Genomic DNA, 24,904 nt, shown 5'->3' with positions numbered 1-24,904 from the left:
GTTACCCAGGGTGGCCCGAAGAAAACCGGTCCGCCTTGTCGTCGGTGCAGGTCGGGCGTAGCGTCGGGACCACGTTCTCGAAGGTGAGGTGAGTGCAATGAAACTCAATCTCTTCGCAGCTTGGGTCAGCTTCGCACTGGTTCTGCTCTCGGTGGTCTGTCTCGGCGGGTTCCTCGTCGCCGCGGGGTCCGGGCAGGGCGGCTGGGCGGTGATCGCCGGATCTCTGTGCGTCGTCGCACTGGCCGGAGCGATGGCGCTGTACGGCGGAACCGTGCGCCACGACCACAGGTTGCATCACGAAACGCCGCACCTCTTCTGACTGCGGCACTTCCGGTCGGCGTCAGGATTCCGCGAGCCGCCGCTTCTCCGCGTCGATGTCGAAAGTGGCGGGCGGCCAATCGAGGTCGAGTTTCTCCAGGGCGTCGATCAGCAGTTCGGTGACCGCCAGCCGGCTGTACCACTTGCGGTCGCACGGAACCACGTGCCACGGCGCGTAGTCGGTCGACGTCAGGTCGAGCATGGCCTGATACGCGTCTTGATATGCCGGCCACAGCAAGCGCTCGTCGACGTCCGAGGGATTGTATTTCCAGTACTTGTCGCGGCGCTCCAACCGCTCGCGCAACCGCGACTTCTGCTCGTCGAGTGACACGAACATCGCGACCTTGACCAGGGTCGTGCCGCCTGCGACGAGTTCCTTCTCGAATTGGTTGATCTCGTCGTAGCGGCCGCTCCAGACTGCCTCGGGCACGAGATCGTGAACCCGGACCACCAGCACGTCCTCGTAGTGCGACCGGTCGAACACGCCGAGTTGCCCGCCGCGGGGGACGGCCTTGCCGATCCGCCACAGGAAGTGGTGGCGCTTCTCGTCGGGAGTGGGAACACCGAACGAGGCGTGATCGACACCCTGCGGGTCCACGTGCCCGATGACGTGGCGGACCATCCCGCCCTTGCCCGCGGTGTCCATGCCCTGGAGCACGAGGAGCACCGACCGCCGGTCGCCGGATCGGCCGTTGGCGTAGAGCTTCTCCTGCAGGGCGGACAGCACCGCGCCGCGTTCCTCGAACAGCTGGAGGCCGTCCGACTTGTCGCCGACGAATCCGGGTGTGCTCCCGCAGTCGAGTTCGGCGATCCGCCGGCCCGGGTGTGACCGCAGGGCCTCGGTTGCCGGCGTCGTCCAGAATCCGCGTGCGTTCTCTGCCATGTACAGACAGTGCCACAGGAGCGTTACATGGAGGTGTGGTCGGCGAGGTGCATCGTTGCCGTGTCCTGGTGATCGGGACCGGGTTCTCCGGTCTGGGCACAGCCATCCAGCTACGCAAGCGTGGGCGCGACGACTTCATCCTGCTGGAGAAGGCGCGGGAGGTCGGCGGCACGTGGCGGGAGAACACGTACCCGGGTTGTGCGTGCGACGTGCCCTCGCACCTGTATTCGTTCTCGTTCGAGCCGAACGCGGACTGGACGCGGATGTGGTCGGGGCAGGCCGAGATCTTCGACTATCTGCGCGGACTGGCCGACAAGTACGACTTGCGGCGGAACATTCATTTCGGCCGCACGATGACGGGCGGCTACTGGGACGCCGAACATCGTCGGTGGCACATCCACACCGAGTCGGGCGACGAGTACGTCGCCCAGTTCGTCGTGTCCGGGATCGGCGCTCTCCACATTCCGAACGTCCCCGATCTGCCCGGAGCCGGCACGTTCGAGGGCACCGCGTTCCATTCGGCGCGCTGGAACCACGACTACGACCTGCGGGGCAAGAAGGTCGCGGTGATCGGCACGGGCGCCAGCGCCATCCAGTTCGTACCCGAAATCGTGGGCGACGTCGCCGAACTGCAGTTGTATCAGCGGACGCCGCCCTGGGTGATTCCGGACTTGAACTTCCGCATTCCGCCGAAGACGCGGCGACTGTTCGGCCGGGTCCCGTTTGCGCGACGGATGGCGCGTGCCGCGGTCTACTGGACATACGAATCGCTCGCGCTCGGGTTCAACGGGCACTTCCGCCTGATGCGGCCGATCGAGAGCGCGGCGCGGGGGAATCTGAACAGGACCGTCACCGATCCCGAACTCCGCCGCAAGCTCACCCCGTCCTACGTCATCGGCTGTAAGCGGATCCTCGGGTCGAACGTGTACTACCCGGCGCTGATCTCACCGAGGTCGGTCGTGATCACCGAGGGCATCGTGGAGATCCGTCCGCACAGCATCGTCGCGGGGGACGGGACGGAGCGGGACGTGGACGCGATCATCTACGCCACCGGATTCCACGTCACCGACGGCTTCGACAGGTTCGACCTCACCGGGGTCGACGGCAGGCGCCTCGCCGACGAATGGGAGGAGCACGGGATCCGCACCCACCTCGGTATCACCGTCGCGGGTTACCCCAACGCGTTCTTCCTGTTCGGCCCCAACACCGGGCTCGGCCACAATTCGGTGGTGTTCATGATCGAGTCGCAGATTCGTTACGTCCTCCGGCTGATGGATCTCGTCGACCGCCGCGGCGCCGACGCCGCGGTCGTCCGGCCTGCGGTGCAGAGCAGTTTCAACGCCGCCATCCAGCGGAAGCTGTCGAAGGGAGTGTGGTCCCGCGGCGGATGCGTGAGCTGGTATCTGGACTCGCACGGCGTCAACCGCGCGATCTGGCCGGGCTCGACCGTGCGCTACTGGCGGCAGACGCGGGAGGTCGATCCGGCGGACTTCGAGTTCACACCCGGCTGAAGGGCGGGGGCGTCACTCCATCGACGAGATGGCTTCCCCAGAGGTCCACGCCGGTGATCCGGGCGGTGGCCGTGCCTTCCGGGCCGGTGATCCGAAGTTCCGTGCCTGCGGACAGGTCTGTGTCCGCGCCGAGTGCGTCCGTCAGGGTGCGGACTCGGCCGTGCCAGACGTACCGACCGCTGATGGGTTCGAAGTTCCCCGCCAGCTGGACCCTGACGGTGACGGCGGGACGGTCGCCGACGACGACGTCGGCGGGGCCGCGGTAGCCCTCTTCTTCTTCCTCGTGTTCGTTCACACAGAGAAGTTTACCTGTAACTGCTAGTTACACAAGAATGGATCGGCGCCTATTCGGTCGCGTCGGCAGGCGGCAGCAGCGGGTGCGGGATCGCATTGAAGCGTGCGGGCGAGCCGTTGACCGCGGCGATGCCCGTGACTCCACCCCAGGTCATCATCGTGAGGTAGTTGATCAGGTCCTCGACCGACATCGACCGGTTGGAGATCCACCAGTGGGTGGCCAGTTGCACACCGCCGACGATTCCGTACGCCCACGGGACTGCGCCGCCGGAGTCCATCTCCATCTGCCGCAACCGCTCGCCGAGCACGGTGGACAGCACCTCGGCGATCATCCGCTCCGAGTCTGCGACCGTCTCGCGGCCGGGGCCGGAGCCGTTGGCCATGATGTACAGGTAGACGTCGGGATCCGACGCCACCGTCTCGACGTACGCGGTGATGGTGGCGCGGGTCAACTCGAAGTCGTCGAGGTCTCCGCCGATGGCCTCGTAGATCCGCGGAGCGAGCGTGGTCTCGACGTACCGCGCCATGGTCGCGTTCGTCAGATCGCTCTTGTCCGCGAAATAGCGGTACAGGACGGTCTTGGAGACGCCGATCTCGGACGCGATCTCGTCCATGCCGACGTCCCGTCCACGCAGGCGGATGGCGGCGATCGTTCCGTCGACGAGTTCTTCTCGGCGCGCGATCTTGTGCTCACGCCAGCGGCGCTTGCGCCCATCGGGCTTTGCCGCCTTGTCCAGCTTCGTCATCGACTCGGTCACCTGCTCGGGATCCTTCACGCCGTCGTTCGCCACTGACTCTCTTCACATCCGTTTCGTGTCGCGATCTCCTGTCAGCTTAGTGCGCGGGTGTTGTCGCACGGCACAACGCCGTCTGTGCGGGCGCGCGTCCAGCGGCTGGGCGACCGCCCCCGCGTCGACCTTGGGCACAATGGCGTCTGTGGATCAATTGAGCTTTTCCGCCTTCGACGACGATGCGAAGCGTCGCGATCTTCGCAAGATGAAGGCTGTCGCGACGGGCTTCCTCGTCTTCGCCACCGCGGTCTACCTCGTGTGCCGGTGGCAGGAATCGCAAGGCGCGGGGGCGTGGGTCGGCTACGTGCGGGCGGCGTCGGAGGCGGGCATGGTCGGCGCGCTGGCCGACTGGTTCGCGGTCACGGCCCTGTTCCGGCATCCGCTGGGGTTGCCGATCCCGCATACCGCGATCATCAAACGCAAGAAGGATCAGCTGGGGGCGAGTCTCAGCAGCTTCGTCGGTCAGAACTTCCTGGCCCCCGACGTGGTGTCCGCCAAGGTGGAGGCCGCGGAGATCCCGCTCCGGCTGGGCACGTGGATGGCGCAGCCGAAGCACGCCGCGCGGGTCGCCGCCGAGACGGCGACCATCCTGGGCGGCTTCGTCGAGATCCTGCGCGACGAGGACGTGCAGCAGATCATCGACAGCACTCTGGTGCGCCGGCTGGCTGAGCCCCAGTGGGGGCCGCCGATCGGGCGGGTGCTCGGCGAACTGCTCCGTGAGAACCGGCAGCTGCCGATCCTGGATCTGCTCGCCGAGCGGGCGCATCAGTGGGCGCTCGGGAGTCAGGAGACCATCGACCGGATCGTCAGCCGCGATTCGCCCGCCTGGTCGCCCAAGTTCGTCGACGCCATGCTCGGCGAGAAGATCCACCGGGAACTCGTCGAATTCACCTGGAAGGTGCGGTCCAACCCGGAGCACGAGGTGCGGCAGGCGGCCAACCGCTTCCTCGTCGACTTCGCCGACGACCTGCAGAACGATCCCGCGACCATGGAGAAGGCCGAGAAGATCAAGGCCGAGATCATGGGACGCGAGGAGGTGACCGGCCTCGCCGCGGCGACGTGGAAGGTCGCCAAGCGCCTGATCATGGAATCCGTCGACGACCCGGACAGCACGCTGCGAACGAAGGTCGCGGAGAACGTCGTGCGATTCGGCGAGCGGCTGCGCGACGACGACGAACTGAGGACCAAGGTCGACGGGTGGGTGCTCGCGGGCACGCGCTACGTCGTCGTCCACTACACCGACGAGATCACCGCGATCATCTCCGACACCGTCGAGCGCTGGGACGCCGAGGAGGCGTCGAAGAAGATCGAACTCCAGGTGGGACGCGATCTCCAGTTCATCCGCATCAACGGCACCGTGGTCGGTGCGATCGCGGGACTGCTGATCTACACGTTCTCGACGTTGCTGTTCGGCTGACGTCCCGCGGAACTGCCCCGCTAGCTGGGTGCTAACAGAGTGCTTGCAATTGCTAGCACCCTGCTTTAGGCTTGGTGCTGCCCAGCAACACGGAGGACTGATGGCCAGCGATGACCGCGATGCGGCCGGTGCAGGAGATCTGGCAGCTCGCGTAGTCAGCAACGCCGCTCACGACATCGGAGGTTTCATTCGTGCCCAGCGCGAAGCAGCCCAGGTGTCGATGCGGCAGCTGGCGCAGCTGGCCGGTGTCAGTAATCCGTATCTGAGTCAGATCGAACGTGGGTTGCGCAAGCCCTCGGCCGAGGTGCTTGGGCAGATAGCCAAGGGGCTCCGGGTTTCGTCGGAGGTCCTGTACGTCCAGGCGGGTTACCTCGAGCAGCGGCCACACGGCCCCCTCCGTGATGCTCTGCTCGCGGATACGGCCATCACCGAGCGGCAGAAGCAGGTGCTGCTCGAGATCTACGAATCGTTCTGTCGTGAGAACGAATCGGCGGAAGCGGCCGAATCCCGGACGTCCGAGCTTCGGACAGAAGAACACCAGCGTTCTGATTCCCAGACGCCGGAACCAGAACCCCCCACCGTTGAAGAGGAGAAAGCCGATGACTGACCAGAAGACCATCGACAGCGTCAAGACCTCGCTGTACGCGGCCGTAGGTGCCGGAGACGTCGTGGTGCAGGCCGTGGCCGACGTCGTCGCCCAGGTCCGCTCGCGCGCCGAGTCCACCCAGGGTGACGTCGAAGAGCGAGTCGGCGGCGCCAAGGAGCGCTTCGCCGGACTGCAGGAAGAGGTCACCGAGGGTGTCGAGAACCTTCGCGACCGCCTCGCCGGACTGCCGTCCGAGCTGCCCGAGGAGCTCGCCGAGCTGCGGGAGAAGTTCACCGCCGACGAGCTGCGCAAGGTCGCCGAGGCCTACCTGAAGGTCGCATCCGACCTGTACACGTCGCTCGCCGAGCGCGGCGAGGACACCGTCGAGCGCATCCGCAAGCAGCCGGTCGTCGAGGAGGGCATCGGCCGCGCCGAGACCGCCTTCGGTGACGCCGTCGAGCTGACCGAGGAAGCTCTCGGCACCGTGGCCCGCCAGACGCGCGCCGTGGGCGAGCAGGCCGCGAAGCTCGCGGGCCGCGCTTCGGGCCGCATCTCCGACACCGCCGAGGGACTCGGCGAGGCCATCGCCGACGCCGGCGACGAGGCTGCCCTGAAGGTGCTCGACCTGGGTGACCAGGCCGAGGAAGCGTCGAAGGGCGCTGCCGATCGCGTCACCGCCACCGCGGCCGACGTTCAGGCTCGCGCCGACCAGGCGGCCCCGGCCAAGCATGCTGCCGCTCCCGCGAAGAAGGCTGCTCCCGCTCCGGCCAAGGCTGCGGCAACGCCGGCTCCGGCCAAGAAGGCCGCCGCTCCGGCCAAGAAGGCTGCTCCGGCCAAGAAGGCTTGATCCTTCACGCTTTTCGGCCCCCGCACGTTCGGTGCGGGGGCCGTTTGCGTGCCCACCTCGTAGGATGGGGCTGTGATTCAAGTTGACGGCGTCGTCTCGGTGATCTTGTTGGTGATTCGCATCGTCGCTCTGGGTGGTGCTGCGTACGCGCTGTTCCACGCGGCTCGCCAGCGCAAGGATGCGTTCACCGCCGTGGACAAATTGAGCAAGCCGATCTGGCTGAGCATTCTCGCGGTCGCGTTCCTCGTCCTCCTGCTGTTCCCCGCCGTGCAGTTGTTCGGCATCGTCGCGGTCGTCGCGGTGTGCGTCTATCTCGTGGACGTACGGCCCCGCGTCGACGACGTGCAGCGCGGACCCCGCTGGTAGACATTCCGGCTCGTTAGGGCACCGCTCGCCCCACGGTCTTGCAAAGTCGGGGTTCTTTCGCGCCCTAACGATGACAATGGGCATTGTGACAATGCTATTGTGAGTATACGGCGACCGAGGGAGCTGACATGTCCGCGAGGGAATACCGGATCGACGACCTCGCACGCGAGGCGCGGGTGAGCGTGCGCAACGTGCGCGTCTACCAGGACCGCGGACTGCTCCCGCCGCCGCGGAAGCAGGGGCGCACGGGGTGGTACAACGACTCGCACCTCGCGCGGCTGCACCTGATCGGACGCATGCTCGATCGCGGCTACACGTTCGCGACCATCAGCGAACTGCTCACCGCCGCGCACTACGGACTGCAGGTCAAGGACGTTCTGGAGACCGACGACCCGGGCAGCCGCTGGAAGAAGCGCAGGCGCGCGGCACGCCTCACGATCGCCGAGCTGAAACGCATGTTCGGGGCGCAGACCACCGAGGCCAACATCGCCCGCGGCACCGAACTCGGTGTGCTCGTTCCCGCCGGGGACGACTATTCGGTGAACGATCCGCGACTGGTCGAGGCGGCGCAGGTCCTCGTCGACGCAGGCATCCCGCTCGAGGACGTCCTCGAGCAGACCGCGGCGGTGCGACGTGACCTCTCGGACGTCGCCGCACGGTTCGTCGCCGTCGTCGCGGACCGCTATCTCGCCGCCGAGGGTGAGTCGCTCGAACTCGACGAGGCGAAGGTCTCGGACATCGTGCGGCTCGTCGACCAGATGCGTCCCCTCGCGCACGACGCCGTCCAGTCGCTGTTCGAGGAAGCGATGGAGGAGCAGATCTCCCGGGCCCTCGAGCGGGCTGCCCGGCAACTCGGCGAGACACCGGTTCCGGCGTCGGGCACAGGCACCAACAGAGCAGGTTAGACAGGACAGGGGTAGGAATGACCAGCAGTTCGCGCACCATCGCCTTCCGGGCGCTCGCAGGCGCAGCAGGGGCCGGCGCCGTCGTCGCCGCGGCAGCGGCGATCCGTCACAAGCGCGCCACCCGTGGGTTGACGTTGTCGACCGAGGTGGCCCCGAACGAGTTGCTGCGCACCCCGGATCTGCGCCCGGACGTGACGGAGATCCTCACCGACGACGGCGCGACGCTGTACGTTCGCGCCTACGGTCCGGTGGACGGCGATCCCATTGTGCTCAGCCATGGTTGGACCTGTTCGACCGAATACTGGTACCCGCAGGTGAATGCGCTCGCGGGCGAGTACCGGGTGATCACCTACGACCAGCGTGGGCACGGCCGCAGCTCGGTCGGCTCGCTTCCGCTCGGTCCCGACGTCCTCGCCGACGACCTGTCGGAGGTGCTGAAGGCGACGGTGCGTGACGACAAGAAGGCCGTCCTCGTGGGTCACAGCATGGGTGGCATGAGCATCATGGCGTGGGCAGGCCGGCACGCCGACGAGGTGAAGAAATACGCGTCGGCAGTCCTGCTCGCCAGCACCGCCTGCGACCGGCTCGTCGCCGAGACCACCGTCATCCCGTTGCCGAATCGTTTTCCGCGCGTGCCGGTTCCGGTCGGTCGCGCCGTCCTGAGCACACCGGTTCCGTTGGTGTCTTCGCCGGTGATGACGCGCGCGCTGCAATACGTGTCGATGTCGCCGAACGCCACTCGCGCCGAGGTCCAGTTCTGCGAGAACATCGTCCGGGACTGCAAGCCGCGCATCCGCGGCGGCTGGGGTGCCGCGCTCAGCGGCCTCGACATCCACGAGGCACTCGACCACCTCGACGTCCCGACCACGGTGCTCGTCGGTTCCATGGACCGGTTGACTCCGCCCGTCCATGCCCGCAAGCTCGCTCGCGTCCTGGACGAGGCCGGTCACCTCGAGCGGCTGATCGTGCTGCCCGGCGTCGGCCACATGAGTTCCGTCGAGAGCATCGACGAGTTCGACAAGGAGATCGTGCGGCTGCGCAACCTCTGACCTTTCGGTTGCCCTGCAGTCGGTCGGGCCCACACGCCGGTGGCGTGTGGGCCCGATTTTTTTGCGCCGGTGTGAGGCTTGACACATCGACAGCATTACACCTAACGTAATTTGTATCACTGTAAAACGTGACGCGATCCAGCGATCCACCGATCCGGTCATCAGGCGATAGGAGCTCACGTTGGCTCATGTAGTTACGCAATCCTGCTGCAACGACGCGAGTTGCGTCGCGGTGTGCCCCGTCGATTGCATCCATCCGACTCCGAACGAGCCCGGCTACGGCAGCGCGGAGATGCTGTACATCGATCCCGCCGGCTGCATCGACTGCGGCGCCTGCATCGACGCTTGCCCGGTCGACGCGATCGTTCCCGACTACGACCTGACGCCGGAGACCGCGCGCTACGAGGAAATCAATGCGGCGTTCTACACGAACCGGGATCAGCAGGCCCCCGCCCCCGAACGTCCTGTTGCCGAGGCGGTCCAGGTATCGGACCGCGCACTGCTGCGGGTGGCGATCGTCGGATCCGGGCCGTCCGGCTGCTATGCGGCCGAGAGTCTGCTGTCCCGGATCGGTCCCGCCGTGGAGATTTCCTTCTTCGAAAAGCTCGCGACACCGTTCGGGCTGATCCGATTCGGAGTCGCACCGGACCATCAGGGCACCAAGGCGGTCGCCGCGCTGTTCCAGAAGACCGCGTCGCGGAAGAACGTGGACTTCTACCTCAATGTCGAGGTCGGTACGCACCTGACTCACGACGACCTGCTCGCGCATCACGATGCGGTGATCTACGCGGTCGGCGCTCCCGCCGACTGTGCACTGGGGATTCCCGGCGAGGATCTGCCCGGAAGCCACTCGGCAACGGAGTTCGTGGCGTGGTACAACGGTCACCCCGATCATGCGCACCGCACGTTCGACCTGTCGGGCGAACGGGCCGTGATCATCGGCAACGGCAATGTGGCGTTGGACGTGGCCCGAGTGCTCGTCGCGGGTACCGCCGAGTTGACGAAGACCGACATCGCCCCGCACGCATTGGAAGCGTTGTCGGAGAGCAGGATCAGAGAAGTGCTCGTCGTCGGGCGGAGAGGTCCGGCGCAAGCGGCGTACACGAATCCGGAGTTGCTCGCGCTCGGCTATCTCCCCGGTGTGAATGTCGCGGTGCAGGACGAGGAGGTTGCGCGGGAGGCGCTGGCGGGTGGGCTGACAGACCCGATCGAGGGGATGAAAGCCGGAATCGTCGCAGAGTTCGCCGCCGCCCCACAAACGCCGGGATACAAGCGTATTGCGTTGCGCTATCTGCTTTCTCCGATAGAGGTTCTGGGAGACGGTCGGGTAGAGGGGATCCGCCTGGTCCGCAACGAGCTGGTTCAGGATGTGGACGGCCGTTCCAGGGCGGCTCCCACAACTGTCGTCGAGGACGTCGAGTGTGGTCTGGTGCTGCGGTCGGTGGGGTACCGGGGGATCCCCGTCGCGGGAATTCCCGTCTCGGGTGCACGATCCACGATGCTGAACGACGGAGGTCGTGTGCTGGAACCGGACTCGGGCAGGCCGATGTCCGGTGTGTACACCGTCGGGTGGATCAAGCGAGGCCCCTCCGGCGTCATCGGAACCAACAAGGCGTGCGCCGCCGAAACTGTCGACAAACTCGTCGACGACTTCCACTCCGGTCGATTGGCGGCGCCCGGGGGTGGCAGGCAGGACCTCCGCCGACTGGTCGCGGAGCGGCGACCCGAGAGCATCGACTACGACGGATGGAAAGCGATCGACGCACACGAGCGACGACTCGGCAGGGAATCCGGCCGGCCGCGTGTGAAGCTGGTGGACACCGCCTCGATGATCGAAATTGCTTCGAGTGCAGCTATTTCCGGCTGAATCCACCCTGATGCGCGCCCGGCTCGACGTGTGTCGAAGAAAGTGATTGACGTCTCATCGCCTAACGGTATAAGGTTTATTTGGATCGGAGATGCGGCCCGCACCCGATCCTCTCGGCCGGCGACAGGCCCCCGCCGTCGAGGATCGGAACAGTCTCGCCGCCCGACTTCGCCGGACGATGTCCCACACACCGCGAGTCTCCGGCATCTGACGAATCATCACAGAGGAGTTCACATGAAACTTCAGGACAAAGTCGCCGTCATCACCGGAGGGGGATCCGGGCTTGGACGCCAGGGTGCGCAGTTGTTCGCATCGGAAGGTGCGAAGGTGGCGGTCGTCGACATCGACGGCGACCGGGCCGAGCAGACTGCGAAACTGGTTGAGCAGCAAGGTGGAACGGCGATCGCCATCACCGCCGACGTGAGTGACGAGGCGGCCGTCTACCGCAGCGTCGAGACCACCGTCGAGCAGTTCGGCAAGCTCGACATCATGTGGGCCAACGCCGGTGTCGTCTCCCGCGGCGGTGTCCCGTCCGTGGCCGGCGGCGAACAGGTGGAGTTCCAGGACCTCACGGATGCCGACTGGCAGCACGTTCTCGGGGTCAACCTCAGCGGCGTCGTGTACTCCTGTAAGGCTGCGGTGCCTGCGATGCGGGCCAACGGCGGCGGCACCATTCTGGCGACGTCGTCCGCGGCTTCGTTCGCCGCCTATCACAGCATCGCGATGTACTCGGCGACGAAAGCCGGTGTCAACGGCCTGGTTCGCGGCCTCAGCCTGGATCTCGGACGCTACGGCATCCGCGTCAATGCCCTCGCTCCCACGCACGGGATGTCGCCGAACTTCCTGATGGGCCCGGGCACCCCGGTGATCGGCCAGTCCTACGAGGAGACCGCGGGCCCGTGGGATCCGGGCGTCTCGCCGATTCCGCTCAAGCTCCAGCGTCCGCCGTCGCTCGTGGACAACGCGAAGGTCGCACTCTTCCTCGTGTCGGACGACTCCGCATACATTTCCGGTCTGACGCTGCCCGCGACGGACGGCGGCACACTGTCACGAGTCGCGATGATGTTCGAAGAGGACACGCCGACTCCCACGCTTCCCGTCGACTGAGCGGAGCGTCCGTCGATGACCATTCATGCGCAGAACCGTGCGCTGTCGTTGAAGGTCGACCGATCCGCCTGTGCGGGCCACGGCCTCTGCTACGGCGCGGAACCCGAGATAGTCGACAGCGACGACCAGGGCTATCCCGTCGTCGTGGCCGAACCTGTTCCCGAGGAACTACGAGATCAACTGGGTGCCCTCGTCGAGATGTGCCCCGAACGCGCGCTGAGCGTCGAACTCCCGAATTCGGAAGGCTGAGAAGCAGTGACGACTACCCAACTACCCGAGAACCTCATCGTGGACTTCGACGTCTACGACCAGACGTTGGCGATGCCCGAGGACGTGTTCCAGGAACGCGCGGCGGCGCTGCGGGCCATCGGCCCCGTCGTGTATTCGAAGGCGCACGGCGGTCACTGGATCGTGACGCGCTACGAGGAGATCCATCAGGTCCTGCGTGATCCGGAGACCTTCTCCAGCTACCCGAACAATCTCGTGAACGCGGGCCAGGGGAAGTTCATCCCGATCGAGCTGGACCCGCCGGAGCACACGTTCTACCGGCAGGCGCTGCAACCGCTGTTCAGTCCCAAGCGGATGAAGGAGCTCGAGCCCCAGATCCGGGACGTCATCAACGAGCTCATCGACGACTTCGTGTCACGCGGTGAGGCCGAGTTCATCTCGGAGTTCGCCCACGAGCTGCCGACGCGGGTGTTCCTGGCGCTGATGGGCTGGCCGCTCGAAGACGCCGAGATGTTCACCAAGACGACGGACGTTGCACTGCAGGGCATTCCCGGTGGAACAGAAGAAGAGTCCGCCAAGGCGCGCGAGGATGCGGCCAACCAGATCTTCGGCTACTTCGGTGCCATCGTCGCCGGAGTGCGTTCCGGTGAGAACACCTCGGACAGCCTGACCGCGCAGATCATCAACACCCCGATCGAGATGGAGGACGGGGTACGACTGCTCACCGACGAAGAGCTGTACCGCATGTTCTTCCTCCTGCTCATCGCGGGCCTCCACACCGTCCAGGGTTCACTGGCGTGGGGGATCATCCACCTGGCGAACAATCCCGGGCAGCGGCAGGAGATCGTGGACGATCCCGACACCATCCCGGCGGCTGTCGAGGAGATTCTGCGGATCGAGGCCGCCGTGATCGCGGGCCGGCGAGCGACCCGCGACGTCGAGATCGGCGGCGTGACCATCGCGGAGGGGGAGCAGCTCATCGTGCTGCTCTGCTCGGCGAATCGCGACGGCGGGGAGTTCGAGGACCCGGACGAGCTGAAGATCGATCGCTCGCCCAACCGTCACCTCTCCTTCGGGGCCGGTCCTCATCGGTGTATCGGGTCTCACCTGGCACGCATCGAGCTCAAGCTGGCCATGGAGGAGATTCACAAGCGGCTGCCGGATTACCGACTCGTTCCGGAGGATCCGCCGATCCTGCATGCCACCCAGGTACGCGGCTGCATCCGGCTCCCGATCACCTTCACCCCCTCGGCCTGAGGCCGGGCAGACGTCCGAGGCAGTTGTCCGTGGTCCTGTGGGACTTCGGGCAGCTGCCTCGCTCTTTTGGTGTAATGAAGTGGATGTGGCCGCCCGATATGCAACAACTTACGTGTATTGTCATTTGTATCGCGACTGGTCGGGTGGCCGGTCGGAAGTGACGGTGTCTGGAGCGAGGATGGCAAGAAGGAAGACCGCCGGTGTGCTGAGCCAGGACGCCGATGTCGCACGGTCTCAGATACTCGTGGCCGCCCAGACGATGATTCTTCGTTTCGGGATCGCGAAGACCACCATGGAGGACATTGCCAAGGAGGCGGGAGTCTCGCGCCCGACCGTCTACCGGTACTTCCAGGACCGCGAGACGCTCACCACCGAGCTGATCAGGTGGCGATCGCGTCAGACGCTCGAACGTGGCCGCAAGTTCCTGATGGAATGTGCGACGTTCGAGGACAGGCTGATCGAAGGCCTCATCTACCTGGTCTACGACGGGATCAACGATCCGATCGTGCGCATCCTCGTCAGCCCCGAACACGTCGGCGGGGATTCGTGGCTCGAGACGATCCCCCTCGCAACGAGTCTGACCACTGAACTGTGGGGGCCGATCTTCGACGACGCCAAGGCCGGCGGCGAGATGAGGGCGGATATCGACACCGGCGAGGCGTGCTCCTGGATCACCCTCGTGCAATTGATGCTCGCACCGCGACTGGACAATTCGGATCCGGCCGATCCCTCGCACCGGCAGATGATGAAGCAATTCGTTCTGCCGGCCTTCCTGCCCTAGTTCGCCCGCGTCCCCCAGAAGCCGTGCCCCCGAGGGGCACGGCTTCTTTTGTGCTTTCACCCGGTAAATCTAATGTTCTTAAGTATGCTGTTCGATGGTTCCCGTGCCTGGTCACGGCCGGATCGGTCGGGAATGCTTATGCCTGCGCGTATTTCGCAGGAAAGCTATTTCGCTTCCCGCTCTTGCCTCGGCGGTCAAAAGCCGTATAACGTATTACGTGCGACGTAATTTGTATCACAGCTAAAGGTTGTGAACTCGCCGTCCATCGTCCGCGATTCGATGAAAAGTGCTGCAAACAAGCTGTATTCGACGTGCGCGGCGGGATGGCTGTGGGTTCCGGTCCGAGGTCGCAAGTGCCCTGCAACATCCGAGGTGGCGTTCGACGCCTGAAGACACGGAGGTAATGGTGGGAGTCGAGGTAGCCGTCGAGGGACTGACCAAGTCGTTCGGCTCGCAGAGGATCTGGCAGGACGTCACGTTGACCCTTCCGGCCGGTGAGGTCAGTGCGTTGCTGGGCCCGTCGGGCACGGGTAAGTCTGTTTTCTTGAAGTCGCTGATCGGTCTGCTCCGTCCGGAGCAGGGGTCGATCGTGATCGACGGCACCAACATTCTGGAGTGCTCGTCGAAGGAGCTGTACGAGATCCGGAAGTTGTTCGGGGTGCTGTTCCAGGACGGTGCGTTGTTCGGGTCGATGAACCTGTTCGACAACGTGGCGTTCCCGTTGCGCGAGCACACCAAGAAGTCCGAGTCCGAGATCCGCAAGATCGTGATGGAGAAGATGGAACTGGTCGGTCTGCTCGGGGCCGAGGACAAGCTGCCCGGGGAGATCTCCGGTGGTATGCGTAAGCGTGCGGGGCTGGCGCGGGCGTTGGTGCTGGATCCGCAGATCATTCTGGTCGACGAGCCGGACTCGGGTCTGGATCCGGTGCGCACCACTTACATTTCGCAGACGTTGATCGACATCAATGCGGAGATCGATGCGACGATTCTGATCGTGTCGCACAACATCAATCTGGCGCGGACGGTGCCGGACAACATCGGGATGTTGTTCCGCCGGCATCTGGTGATGTTCGGTCCGCGGGAGGTGTTGCTGACCAGTGAGGAGCCGGTGGTCAAGCAGTTCCTGAACGGCACGATGATCGGTCCGATCGGGATGTCGGAGGAGAAGGACGAGGCGCAGATGGCGCAGGAGCAGGCGATGGTCGATGCGGGGCATCATGCCGGTGGTGTCGACGATGTGGAGGGGATTGTTCCGCAGATGAAGGCGACGCCGGGGATGCCGTTCCGGCAGGCCGTGGCCCGTCGTCAGGAACGGGTGCGGCACATCATGCACACGTTGCCGGAGAACGCTCAGATCGCGATCCAGGAAAGCCTCGGGGCGGACGGCCTCGGCGACGAGTGGGGTCCGGGCGGCGCAGACACGGACCGAATGTACTTCGAAACAGCGGCCTTCGACGCGGGAGTTGCGAAGTGACGAGTGTGGAGGTCCCGATCGTCGTGGACGCCCCGCCGATCGAGCCTGCCGCAACGGAGAGGCGACGGCGGCCGCGTCTGTCGATCGCCGCGGTGGGGAAATATTTGAAGGACACGCCCATTCGCAGCCTCGCGACGTTGGGTCGATCCGGTGAGCTGGCGGTGAACATCCTGAAGTACACGGTATCCGACACGATCGCCCTGCGGTTGCCCCTCGAGGAAGTGGCCACGCAGATGTGGAAACTTCTCAAGGTCACCGCACTTCCCGCGCTGCTGATGGCGGTGCCGATCGGCGCCGAGGTCTCGGTGCAGGTCGGTGGAATCATGAACCAGGTCGGCGCGAACTCGCTGGCAGGAGCGGCCAGTGGGCTGGGCGTGGTGGGACAGGGGGCGCCGATGGCGGCGGGACTGCTGATGAGCGGTGCGGCCGCATCGGCGATCGCCTCCGATCTCGGTGCCCGCGCGATCCGCGAGGAGATCGAAGCGATCCGGGTCATGGGGATCGACCCCGTGCAGCGACTGGTCGTTCCGCGGTTCATCGCGATGATCGCCATCGCACCGATGCTCTGCATCGTCATCGTCGCGGCGGGTGTGGCTGCGGGGCTGGTGATTTCGGCGAACGTCAACGACGTGGTGCCCGGCAGTTTCTGGCAGTCGTTCGGCTCGTTCGCCACACCGACCGATCTGGTCTTCTCCGTGCTCAAGTCGGTGATCTTCGCGGCGCTCGTCGTGTTGATCGCAAGCCTGCGAGGACTCGAAGCGAAGGGCGGTCCGAAAGGCGTAGCCAACGCGGTCAATGCCTCGGTGGTACTCAGCGTCTTCTGTATCTTCATGACCAATCTCCTGGTCAGCCAGATTCAGATGATGTTCTTTCCGGCCCGGTTGGCGTGACATGAACACACACTCCACACACCGCAGAGGCCCCGTCGGCGGAGTTCTGTTGCAACCGATTCGCTCGGTCGGTCGCGCTGCGACGTCGGTGATCGAGGAAATAGGGCAGGTGACGGTCTTCACCGTCAAGACGATCGCATTGCTGCCCAAGACGCTGCGGCACTACCGCAAGCAGACCATGACCACCATGAACAACATGGCGTGGGGGAACGGATCCCTCGTCGTCGACGGCGGTGTCGTCAGCCTGATGTTCTTCCTGGGACTGGCCGTCGGCGCCGTGGTCGCGATCCAGGCATTCATGGCCTTCGACCTGCTGGGCTTCGGCGCGCTGACCGGGATCATCGGATCGTTCGGCAACGTCCGGGTCATCGCCCCGATCATCACCGGAATCGGATTCGCCGCGCAGGCCGGCTGCCGGATGACCGCCGAGATCGGCTCGATGCGCATCTCCGAGGAGATCGACGCCACCGAATCGATGGGATTGCAGGCCATACCGTTCGTGGTCGGGACGCGGCTGATCGGCAGCATGCTGATCGTGGTCCCCGGGTATCTGATGGCGCTCGTGGTCAGCTTCTTCACCGGAGGGTTGATCATCAAGACGTTTCACCATCAGCCTTCGGGTACCTATGATCACTACTTCAGCCAATTTCTCAGTGTTCCCGACCTCGTGGCGTCGCTGGTCAAAGCAGTCGTCTTCTGTGCCGTCGTCACGATGATCCACTGCTACTACGGATACTTCGCGGGTGGTGGGCCCGCGGGGGTGGGCGCGGCGTCCGGGCGAGCGATCAGGGCGAGCCTCGTCGCGATCGTCGTCCTGAATTTCTGTATGACTGTGGCGATCTGGGGTCTCAGTCCCGAACTGGTGTTCAAAGGATGAGTCAATGAGCAGAGCGAGGAGTCAGGACTTCCTGAGAGGGGTCCCCGGCCGTCAGAGCCGAGTGCTGCACGGGGCGGGGCTGGGGGTCGTCGTGACGACCTGCGCAGTGATCGCTGCAGTCTGGGTATACCCGAGCAGCGCGGACACGGAAGTTCTGCCGATCAGCATCGACGTCCCCTACGTGGGCCCGGGTGTCGACTCCGGCACGAAGGTGATCCTGCGGGGCGGTGAGGTCGGTGTCGTCACCGGACTGGAACGGACCGGCGCGGACTCCGTCCGCATGGACCTTCAGCTGGATCCGGATCAGATCGGCGGCCTGACCGATGCTTTCGATGTCGACTTCCGGCCGCAGAACTACTTCGGATCCACCGCAGTCAATCTGGTCGGCAGGCCCGGCGGTTCCGGTCTGGAGGCACACCGCACGCTGGACCGCACGCCCACAGGAGATTTCACGATGTCGACCATGATCGAGAAGGGTTCGCTGGCCGTCGACGGCACCCTGACGGATTCGATGATCACCAGCTTGGACAAGGTCGTCCGGTACACCGACGGTCTGACACCGATGTTCGATGCGGCACTCGTGCTCGGCGACCGGATCGCGCAGACTCAGCAGGCACTTCCGGCCGACCTGCTCGGGCGAGTCAACGACGTCCTCGACGTGTTCCCGGCGTTCAATCGCCAGGCGATCGATTCGCTGACCCACATCTACAACAGCACCTACAACCAGCGACCCGACGGTTCGGTGGGGGTGGACGATCCGTTCATGGACGAGACGGACGCCGGTCTGACCCTGGCGGCCGGACAATTGTTCGGACAGGCCGGGCAGTTGCTGAAATCTCACGGTGACGAACTGGTACCGGTCACCGACGTGGTCTCGGAACTCGCGGGCGTGGTGCCGCACATCTACGACGGTGGGGCGCGCCCCGAGCGACTGCGCACCGCCGTCGAGCGGCTGGACTCGGCGTTCGAGGACAGCGGCGACGGGCAGCGGCTCAATCTCCGGATCGTCCTGGACGATCTGCCCGCACTGGCGGCACCCCTGGCGTTGACCGGTGCCCCGCCGTCCGAGGACGGGGCCGGTCGATGAGCAACCGAACCAGATACATCGTCACTCTCGTCAAGCTCGCCGTCGCGGCCGCGGTCTCCGTGGTCCTCTTCGTCATCGTGATCAGCGCGATGAAGAGCCCGGTGACCAATGAGACAAACAGCTACACAGCGGAATTCACCGATGTCTCCGGACTCGGTGCGCACGGGGACATCCGGACGAAGGGCGTCCGGATCGGCAAGGTCGAATCGGTCGAACTGATCCGGGACGGCGGGCGGAGTCTCGCGGAAGTGCACTTCACGATGGAGAAGCCGTACCAGCTGACCTCCGACACGATCCTCGCCGTGAAGTACCAGAACCTCACCGGCGTTCGCTACATCGACGCCGAATTCCCCGAAAATCCGGGCGACGCAGTCGATCGACTGCCTGCCGACAAGACGCGGGCGTCGTTCGACATCACCGAGTTGTTCAACGGACTGCAACCGGTGCTCGCGACCATGAGCACCGACGACATCAACACCTTCACCGAGAACGCGATCTCGCTTCTGCAGGGAGACGGAAACGGACTGTCACCGATGCTCGAAGACGCACAGAAACTCGCGGGCCTCGCCCACGACCGTGAACAGGTCATTTCGACCCTCACCGGCAATCTCGCACGGATCTCCGACAGCATGGGAGGCCGGTCGCCCGAGGTCGTCGAGTTCCTGCGCTCGGTGAGTTTCCCCATCGCGAAGGCGATGACGGTCATCGACGAGTTTCCGAAGACGGCCGCATTCGGTCCCGAATTCCTCACACCGATCACACGGTTGATCGATGCTCTCGGTCTGCAACCCGGAATGAACGTCGAGCAGATGCTGTCCGACGCGTTCGCGTCGGTGCCGGACACCGCGGAAGCGTTGCGACTGCTGCCGGTCGCCTTCGCCGGACTGCAGGTCCCGCAGACCGCCGCGGCGGGCCCGGGTGGTCTCCAGTGCACGAACGGTGTGGCGCAGCTGCCCACCGACGTCGAGGTTCTGCTGAGAGGGAGCGAGGTCGTCGTATGCAACCCGTGACGAGAAGCAGCGCTCGGCGTCTGGGCCGGGTGTCGAGCAGGGCGCGGGCGCTGGTCGGCAGTGAGGTCGCGTTCGGCGCGGGCATCGTTCTCCTGGTGGTCTTCGCACTCGTGACCACCGCCGTCCTCTACGCGAACCCACCGGGGCGCATGTCGTTCTCGTTCCGTACCGACGACGCCTCGTCGATCGACGTCGGCCAGGACGTCCGGGTGGCGGGCATCGGCGTGGGAACCGTCACGGACGTGTCGATCGAGCCGGACGCGGTACTGGTGACGGCGGAGATCGACGACGCGATACCGGTCGGCTCGGACTCCCGGGTGGAGGTGCGCATGCTCACCCCGGTCGGCGGGTACGCGATCACCCTCGTCCCTCTCGGCGTTCTGCCGCTCGGGGACACCCCGCTGCCCGTCGAGCAGGTCAGCGTTCCGTATTCGATCGGCGATGTCCTCCAGGCCGCGCCGCACACGACCGACAACGTCGAGGGCGGCACCGTCGACGCGAACCTCGACGAGATGGCCCGGGCGCTCGAGGAGAACCCGAATTCGATCGCGTCGATGATCTCGGGCCTGACCAGCATCGCCCGCGTCATGGATCAGCAGCGTGCGCAGGTCCGTACGATCGCCGACCTCGCCGCGGAGTATCTCCAGAGCTTCGAGGCCGATCAGGGCATGGTGTTCGACCTGATCCGCCAGATCGACGTGGTCCTCTCGACGTACAACACCACCCACGCCGGTTTCAACGAGGCCTATTCCCTGCTCGGCAACGTGCTGATGACGATTCAGCCGTTCGAGGGGTTCTATCTCGACCACAAGACGGAGGTACTCGACGCTGTGAACCACACGAAGGGTGTGATCGACGAGTTCCGGACGTCGATGGGCCCGGCCATCGACAATCTTCAGTCCCTGCGCACTCAGCTCGCCGAATGGCTGACACCCGAAGGGATGGCCGCGATCAAGGGCGGCACACTCATGGCCTCGGACTTCTGTGTCCCCGTTCCCGGACGGACGTGCTGAGATGTCCGGGAAATCACGCCTGATAGTCAAGGTGCTGGCCGTCGTGTGCGCGGCCGCCGCCGTCTGCGGCGCCGGTGTGGCGGTCGCGACGACGGGGGAGCCGGCAGACCGGTCGGCGTTCTGCGCGCTCATGCCCGACGCCATCGGCCTCTACGCCGGCAACCCGGTCACCCAGATGGGTTACGAGGTGGGCCGTGTCGAAGCCATCGAGCCGCAGGGCGACCACGTGCAGGTCACCTTCTCGCTCGCGAGTGGCCGGTCCTATCCGTTCGACGTCCGAGCGGTCACCCGCTCTAAGTCCCTGCTCGCCGATCGGAGCCTCGAACTCGTCGGCAACTACACGACCGGTCCGGAACTCGCTCCGCAGCAGTGCATTCCGCTAGAGCACAGCCATACTCCGAAAAGCATCTCCGAGATCGCCGGTTCGGCAGCCGATTTCATCGATGCCATCGCTCCGGACGACGGTGAGGAGAACGTCCGGAAGACGGTGCTCGGTCTCGACGAGGCGCTCCGCGGCCAGGGGGAGAACGCCGCGGACATGATGAGGCATGCCGCCGAGGCCGCAGCCGATCCGGACAAACTCGTCGCCGACATCGGCTCGTCGATCGCGAACATGGCCCCGCTGACGGACGAAGCGCTCCGCCGGTGGAGTTCGATCCGGTCGATCGTGGAGCAGATGCCTGCCGTCGTGGCCGCGGGCATCGATCTGTGGCCCGGAGTCATCGAGGTGTGCGAGGGAATCGGCTGGCTGGTAGCGACTTTGCACGACATCCAGCAGAACTACGGCGCCGACATCTGGCCCTTCGTGCACGGACCGGCGACCGACGCCCTGAGGCTGGCGGCGACGCGGTCGAACGACATCGCAAGCCTGATCTCGACGATTCCGTCGGTTGCACCCTTCCTCGCGCAGCAGACGACGCGCGACGGAGCACTCACGATTGCCTACCAGCAGCCGACCGTGGCTCTGACGACCGCCGGAACCGAGGTGCCGATGGACCGGCTGCTCGACCTCGTGCGGACGGGAAGGAACTGAGATGAATCTGTCGAGAAGAACGCGGCAGTTTCTGTGCGCTGCCTCCGTGAGCGCGGTGGTGCTGACGGTGCCGGCCTGTTCCCTGGGGCCGGACGACCTGCCCTCGGTCCGCGGCGGCGTCGGCGACACCTACGACCTGTCGCTCGAGTTCGCCAGCGTGATGAATCTGCCCGCCGGTGCCGACGTGATGATGGACGGGTTGCGGGTCGGCGAGGTCCGGTCCCTGCAGGTGTCCGGATCGACGGTGACGGTGTCGGCCGGAATCGGAAGCGGCACGAGGATTCCCGCCGACGCGCGGGCGATCGTCCGGCAGGACACTCTGCTGGGCGATACCTACATCGCCGTCACCGCGGACGGCGAACGCTCCGCCGACGGCTACCTGCCCGCCGGTGGCACGATCCCCGTCGCCCGCACCATCTCGCCACCGCAGTTGGAGGACACCATCGCAGTCCTCGCGAACTTCGTCAACGGCGGCAGCATCCAGCGGATCGAGGATGTGATGGCCCGGGTCAATGCCGTCGTGCCGCCGCTCCCTGCCGTGCGCGACGTGGCGTCCGTGGCGGCGCTGGACATGCAGGATCTCGCTGCCCGGACGCAGGAGATCGACCGGACGCTGACGGGGTTGAACGAGACCGCACTGTCGTTCGACGATCGGACCGACGCCCTGTCGGCCATGTTCGACAGTTCCAGCGTTCACTACTGGCGGCGACTCGCGATCTCGGTGGTGTCGCACATCGGCCAGATCCTGCCCTCCGTCGGCAGCGTCTACGAAGGCGGACTGTGGATGGTGCCCATGCTGAACACGCTCGCCGACACGGGGGACGTGGCGCGCGACGTCTGGGACGAGGGCCCGGACACGACCGTGGTGCTGTCGCGTTTCCTGCGCAGCAGGATCGTGCCGTTCGCGCAGAAGCCTTCCGTCGAGATAGAGGGCATCGAATCCGCCGGGGGAGACCAGATCGTGGCCGACGCGGAGAACCTGCTCCGCATGCTGGGAGCAGTGAAATGACTGTCAAGACTTCGTTGTCGATTCTCGGCATGGTGGTGATCGCCGTGCTGTCCTTCCTCTACATGGGCCGGGCCGGCCTGCACGTCGCCCGGTTCGACGACGTACGCACCGCCACACTGGACGTGCCGGACACGAACGGACTCGTGGTCGGCTCCCGCGTGCTGCTCCGGGGGGTGGCGATCGGACACATCAGTGACGTGACGGCGTCGGCCGACCACATCGAGGTCGCGTGGAACTACGAGAGTGACCGGTCGATCCCCGCCGACAGCGAATTCCGCGTCGACAATCTGTCGGCGCTGGGCGAACCGTTCCTCGCGGTGCTGCCCTCGTCCGCCGCGGGGCCGTATCTCGAGGACGGGGCCACCGTCCCGGCGAACCAGGTCATGGTGCCGACGACGTTCAAGGAGCTCTCGGAGCGCCTGACCAGGCTCCTCGAACAGGTGGATCCCGTTCGGGTACAAGCGATCTTCGACACGATCGACGTCGCGCTTCCCGACGACTTCGCGGTCCTGAACAACCTCACGCGGGCCGGTGAACTACTCGCCGCGACGCTCACCCAGCAGTCCGACAACCTCACCACGCTGTTCGACACTCTGCAACCACTGCTGATGGACAGCGCGACCCTGCCGGAGGGATTCCGGGACACGACACCGATCGTCGCCGAGTTCGGCAGCGGGTTCCACGACGTGCTCGGCGGAATCCGGTTCGCCACCGAGAAGGGTCCGTTGCGCGACGGAATCGCAGGCGGAGCAAGCCCTTTCATCGGGGAGCTGCAGACGTTCCTCGACCACACCGCCCCGGACCTGCAGGTGATCGGCGTGAATCTCCTGCCCTCGGTGCAGGCGGGGGCGGCGTCGATGCGGACCGTCGACGTGGGCCGCCTGCTCGACAACGTCATGGCGTCCACCGCATCCGGAGATGCACTGACGGTCCATCTCAGCCCGTCGGGACGGTAGAGCCAACCGCACCCCGAAAAGTCCTCGATCGTCCACCCCCGGAGATCGGACAGCCCAGTGAAAGGCGAACGATGCAGAAATCCATGGAACTCGTGAACTCCGGAACCGCCCCCGAGGCCGATCCCTCCGCTGGTGCGGGCGATCGTGAGCGTCGAGGCGGCAGGAACGTGCCGCTGCGGTCGGTGATGGTCGGGGGCCTGGTCGCCGTTCTCGTCGTCGCACTGGCGGTGCTCGGGTGGCAACTCCGGAACACGACCGACGAACTCGACCAACTCCACGACGCGGCGGCGAGCAGGCAGCAGGCCGAACGGATCGCCCTCGACTATGCGACCGGCGCCGCCGAGATGGACTTTCGCGACCTGTCCGCGTGGCGAACGCGGCTGACGGCGGGCACCGCCCCGGAACTGTCCAACCGACTCACCCAGGCCGCGACGTCGATGGAGCAGATCATCGCTCCGCTCCAGTGGACGTCGAGCGCACAGCCGATCTCGGCGAAAGCCGAACCGGGACCCGACGGAACCTATTCGGTCGACTGCTTCGTCAGCGTCCTGACGAAGAACAGCCAGGCACCGGACGGACTGCAGTCGACCGCGACCTACAAGATGACGGTCGACAGCGGAAACGACTGGAAGATCACCGGGATCAGCGGAATCGACTCGGCACTCGACGGGGACAAGGCGCCGCGGTAGCCGGAGTTCGGAGCAGTCTGCCGGCGGCGTCGTACCTCGCGTACTCAGTCGCCGGCAGGCAGCGCGGCAGGAACAACCGATGGGACCAGGAACGTGCGGATCTTCTCCCGGAACCGTTCCAGCGAACCGGTGCCGCCGTTCAGTTGGCTGATACACATGATCTCGAGTTCCGAGATCCATTCGCACAGCAATGTCAGATCCAGGTCGGCGCGGAGGTCGCCGGCCTCCTGCGCCTCGCGCAGAATCGGCTCCCACAGCTCACTCGTCAGTTCGACGGCCTTGCCCGACGTGGTCAGCAGGGAGTTCGCCAGGGTCATCTCCGAGGGGGAGACGAGCAGATGGACCATGGGGTCCCGCAGACCGCTCTCGACGTTCTGGCAGATGCCCTCGACGAGTCGCTCCTCGATCGTGGGCCACTTCGCTATGAAGGCCCGGGCGGGCGTCATGTTCTTGCGCGCCCGCCGCGCGACCGATTCGATGATCAGACTCTCCCGGTCCGAGAAATACCGGTAGACCGTCGCGCGGGACATGTCCGCGGCGCGGGCGACGTCCTCCATCGTCGTCTTGGTGATCCCGAAGCGTTCGAAGCACGACTCCGCTGCGCTGAGGATCGTCGAGCGGACGTCGGTCGCGGGGTCGTTTCCAGTCCTTGCAGCCAC

General features: G+C 65.5%; 27 protein-coding genes. 23 read left to right on the top strand and 4 right to left on the bottom strand.

The window, feature by feature from the left end:
• Positions 1-97 precede the first annotated feature (97 nt).
• A complete protein-coding gene (locus I1A62_RS17540) occupies positions 98-319 on the top strand; it encodes a hypothetical protein (RefSeq protein ID WP_124396073.1) in 222 nt (73 codons plus the stop codon).
• 21 nt (positions 320-340) lie between these two features.
• On the opposite strand, the gene I1A62_RS17535 is transcribed toward I1A62_RS17540, so the two are convergent.
• Positions 341-1,201 (bottom strand): polyphosphate kinase 2 family protein, encoded by an 861-nt coding sequence (locus tag I1A62_RS17535; RefSeq protein WP_219459280.1) that lies wholly within the window; start codon positions 1,199-1,201, stop codon positions 341-343.
• 35 nt (positions 1,202-1,236) lie between these two features.
• Here I1A62_RS17535 and I1A62_RS17530 point away from each other — a divergent pair, with 35 nt between their 5' ends.
• Complete coding sequence (locus I1A62_RS17530; RefSeq protein WP_124396075.1) at positions 1,237-2,712, top strand: NAD(P)/FAD-dependent oxidoreductase; 1,476 nt, start codon at positions 1,237-1,239, stop codon at positions 2,710-2,712.
• Here the strand turns inward: I1A62_RS17530 and I1A62_RS17525 are convergent.
• Complete coding sequence (locus I1A62_RS17525) at positions 2,699-3,007, bottom strand: DUF4873 domain-containing protein (RefSeq protein WP_219459279.1); 309 nt, start codon at positions 3,005-3,007, stop codon at positions 2,699-2,701. The genes I1A62_RS17530 and I1A62_RS17525 overlap by 14 nt on opposite strands.
• 49 nt (positions 3,008-3,056) lie before the next feature.
• Entirely contained in the window at positions 3,057-3,752 is a 696-nt protein-coding gene (locus tag I1A62_RS17520; protein ID WP_257890950.1) for a TetR/AcrR family transcriptional regulator, read from the bottom strand.
• Between the two features lie 190 nt (positions 3,753-3,942).
• Here I1A62_RS17520 and I1A62_RS17515 point away from each other — a divergent pair, with 190 nt between their 5' ends.
• The 21 genes from I1A62_RS17515 to I1A62_RS17415 all read left to right on the top strand — a co-directional run bounded on the left by I1A62_RS17515 (position 3,943) and on the right by I1A62_RS17415 (position 24,245).
• On the top strand, positions 3,943-5,214 hold the full coding sequence (locus I1A62_RS17515) for a DUF445 domain-containing protein (protein ID WP_124396077.1): 1,272 nt from the start codon (positions 3,943-3,945) through the stop codon (positions 5,212-5,214).
• Positions 5,215-5,314: 100 nt separating this feature from the next.
• Positions 5,315-5,821 carry a helix-turn-helix domain-containing protein gene (locus tag I1A62_RS17510; RefSeq protein ID WP_012689029.1) on the top strand — a complete coding sequence of 169 codons (507 nt, stop codon included), beginning with the start codon at positions 5,315-5,317 and terminating at the stop codon, positions 5,819-5,821.
• Positions 5,814-6,647 (top strand): major lipid droplet protein TadA, encoded by an 834-nt coding sequence (gene tadA / locus I1A62_RS17505; RefSeq protein WP_124396078.1) that lies wholly within the window; start codon positions 5,814-5,816, stop codon positions 6,645-6,647. Before I1A62_RS17510 ends, tadA begins: the two co-directional genes overlap by 8 nt.
• A 72-nt stretch (positions 6,648-6,719) precedes the next feature.
• Positions 6,720-7,013 carry a DUF2516 family protein gene (locus tag I1A62_RS17500; RefSeq protein ID WP_005251878.1) on the top strand — a complete coding sequence of 98 codons (294 nt, stop codon included), beginning with the start codon at positions 6,720-6,722 and terminating at the stop codon, positions 7,011-7,013.
• Between the two features lie 128 nt (positions 7,014-7,141).
• Positions 7,142-7,918: a MerR family transcriptional regulator gene (locus I1A62_RS17495; RefSeq protein WP_219459277.1), complete on the top strand. Its 777-nt coding sequence runs from the start codon at positions 7,142-7,144 to the stop codon at positions 7,916-7,918.
• A gap of 17 nt (positions 7,919-7,935) precedes the next feature.
• The gene (locus I1A62_RS17490) at positions 7,936-8,967 is read left to right on the top strand and encodes an alpha/beta fold hydrolase (RefSeq protein ID WP_206009967.1); all 1,032 of its coding nucleotides are present in this window, start codon (positions 7,936-7,938) and stop codon (positions 8,965-8,967) included.
• 181 nt (positions 8,968-9,148) lie between these two features.
• Positions 9,149-10,834, top strand: a complete 1,686-nt coding sequence (locus I1A62_RS17485; protein ID WP_219459276.1) for an FAD-dependent oxidoreductase — start codon at positions 9,149-9,151, stop codon at positions 10,832-10,834.
• Positions 10,835-11,068: 234 nt separating this feature from the next.
• A complete protein-coding gene (locus I1A62_RS17480; RefSeq protein ID WP_160096161.1) occupies positions 11,069-11,941 on the top strand; it encodes an SDR family NAD(P)-dependent oxidoreductase in 873 nt (290 codons plus the stop codon).
• Between the two features lie 15 nt (positions 11,942-11,956).
• On the top strand, positions 11,957-12,190 hold the full coding sequence (locus I1A62_RS17475) for a ferredoxin (protein WP_219459275.1): 234 nt from the start codon (positions 11,957-11,959) through the stop codon (positions 12,188-12,190).
• Between the two features lie 6 nt (positions 12,191-12,196).
• Complete coding sequence (locus I1A62_RS17470; protein WP_124396084.1) at positions 12,197-13,426, top strand: cytochrome P450; 1,230 nt, start codon at positions 12,197-12,199, stop codon at positions 13,424-13,426.
• A 178-nt stretch (positions 13,427-13,604) separates the two neighbouring features.
• Positions 13,605-14,207, top strand: a complete 603-nt coding sequence (locus I1A62_RS17465) for a TetR/AcrR family transcriptional regulator (protein WP_124396085.1) — start codon at positions 13,605-13,607, stop codon at positions 14,205-14,207.
• 403 nt (positions 14,208-14,610) lie between these two features.
• Positions 14,611-15,681 (top strand): ABC transporter ATP-binding protein, encoded by a 1,071-nt coding sequence (locus I1A62_RS17460; protein WP_308340766.1) that lies wholly within the window; start codon positions 14,611-14,613, stop codon positions 15,679-15,681.
• Between the two features lie 77 nt (positions 15,682-15,758).
• Positions 15,759-16,571, top strand: a complete 813-nt coding sequence (locus tag I1A62_RS17455) for an ABC transporter permease (RefSeq protein ID WP_374710839.1) — start codon at positions 15,759-15,761, stop codon at positions 16,569-16,571.
• A 1-nt stretch (position 16,572) separates the two neighbouring features.
• Entirely contained in the window at positions 16,573-17,448 is an 876-nt protein-coding gene (locus I1A62_RS17450; protein ID WP_219459274.1) for an ABC transporter permease, read from the top strand.
• Positions 17,449-17,452: 4 nt separating this feature from the next.
• A complete protein-coding gene (locus tag I1A62_RS17445) occupies positions 17,453-18,535 on the top strand; it encodes an Mce family protein (protein ID WP_219459273.1) in 1,083 nt (360 codons plus the stop codon).
• The gene (locus I1A62_RS17440) at positions 18,532-19,545 is read left to right on the top strand and encodes an MlaD family protein (protein ID WP_124395537.1); all 1,014 of its coding nucleotides are present in this window, start codon (positions 18,532-18,534) and stop codon (positions 19,543-19,545) included. Before I1A62_RS17445 ends, I1A62_RS17440 begins: the two co-directional genes overlap by 4 nt.
• Positions 19,533-20,558 (top strand): MlaD family protein, encoded by a 1,026-nt coding sequence (locus tag I1A62_RS17435; protein WP_257890826.1) that lies wholly within the window; start codon positions 19,533-19,535, stop codon positions 20,556-20,558. The genes I1A62_RS17440 and I1A62_RS17435 overlap by 13 nt, the downstream gene beginning before the upstream one ends.
• Before the next feature lies 1 nt (position 20,559).
• Positions 20,560-21,591 carry an MlaD family protein gene (locus tag I1A62_RS17430; RefSeq protein ID WP_219459272.1) on the top strand — a complete coding sequence of 344 codons (1,032 nt, stop codon included), beginning with the start codon at positions 20,560-20,562 and terminating at the stop codon, positions 21,589-21,591.
• Between the two features lies 1 nt (position 21,592).
• A complete protein-coding gene (locus I1A62_RS17425; protein ID WP_124395539.1) occupies positions 21,593-22,600 on the top strand; it encodes an MlaD family protein in 1,008 nt (335 codons plus the stop codon).
• Positions 22,597-23,556 carry an MlaD family protein gene (locus I1A62_RS17420; protein ID WP_219459271.1) on the top strand — a complete coding sequence of 320 codons (960 nt, stop codon included), beginning with the start codon at positions 22,597-22,599 and terminating at the stop codon, positions 23,554-23,556. The genes I1A62_RS17425 and I1A62_RS17420 overlap by 4 nt, the downstream gene beginning before the upstream one ends.
• Before the next feature lie 71 nt (positions 23,557-23,627).
• Positions 23,628-24,245: a hypothetical protein gene (locus tag I1A62_RS17415; protein ID WP_219459270.1), complete on the top strand. Its 618-nt coding sequence runs from the start codon at positions 23,628-23,630 to the stop codon at positions 24,243-24,245.
• 44 nt (positions 24,246-24,289) lie between these two features.
• Here I1A62_RS17415 and I1A62_RS17410 read toward each other — a convergent pair whose 3' ends face one another.
• A complete protein-coding gene (locus I1A62_RS17410; RefSeq protein WP_087559268.1) occupies positions 24,290-24,904 on the bottom strand; it encodes a TetR/AcrR family transcriptional regulator in 615 nt (204 codons plus the stop codon).

The organism is Rhodococcus sp. USK10, assembly GCF_019378875.1.
GTDB lineage: Bacteria > Actinomycetota > Actinomycetes > Mycobacteriales > Mycobacteriaceae > Rhodococcus_F > Rhodococcus_F pseudokoreensis.
The sequence above is the reverse complement of the archived record's forward strand: the minus strand, read 5'-3'. Positions and strand labels throughout refer to the sequence as shown.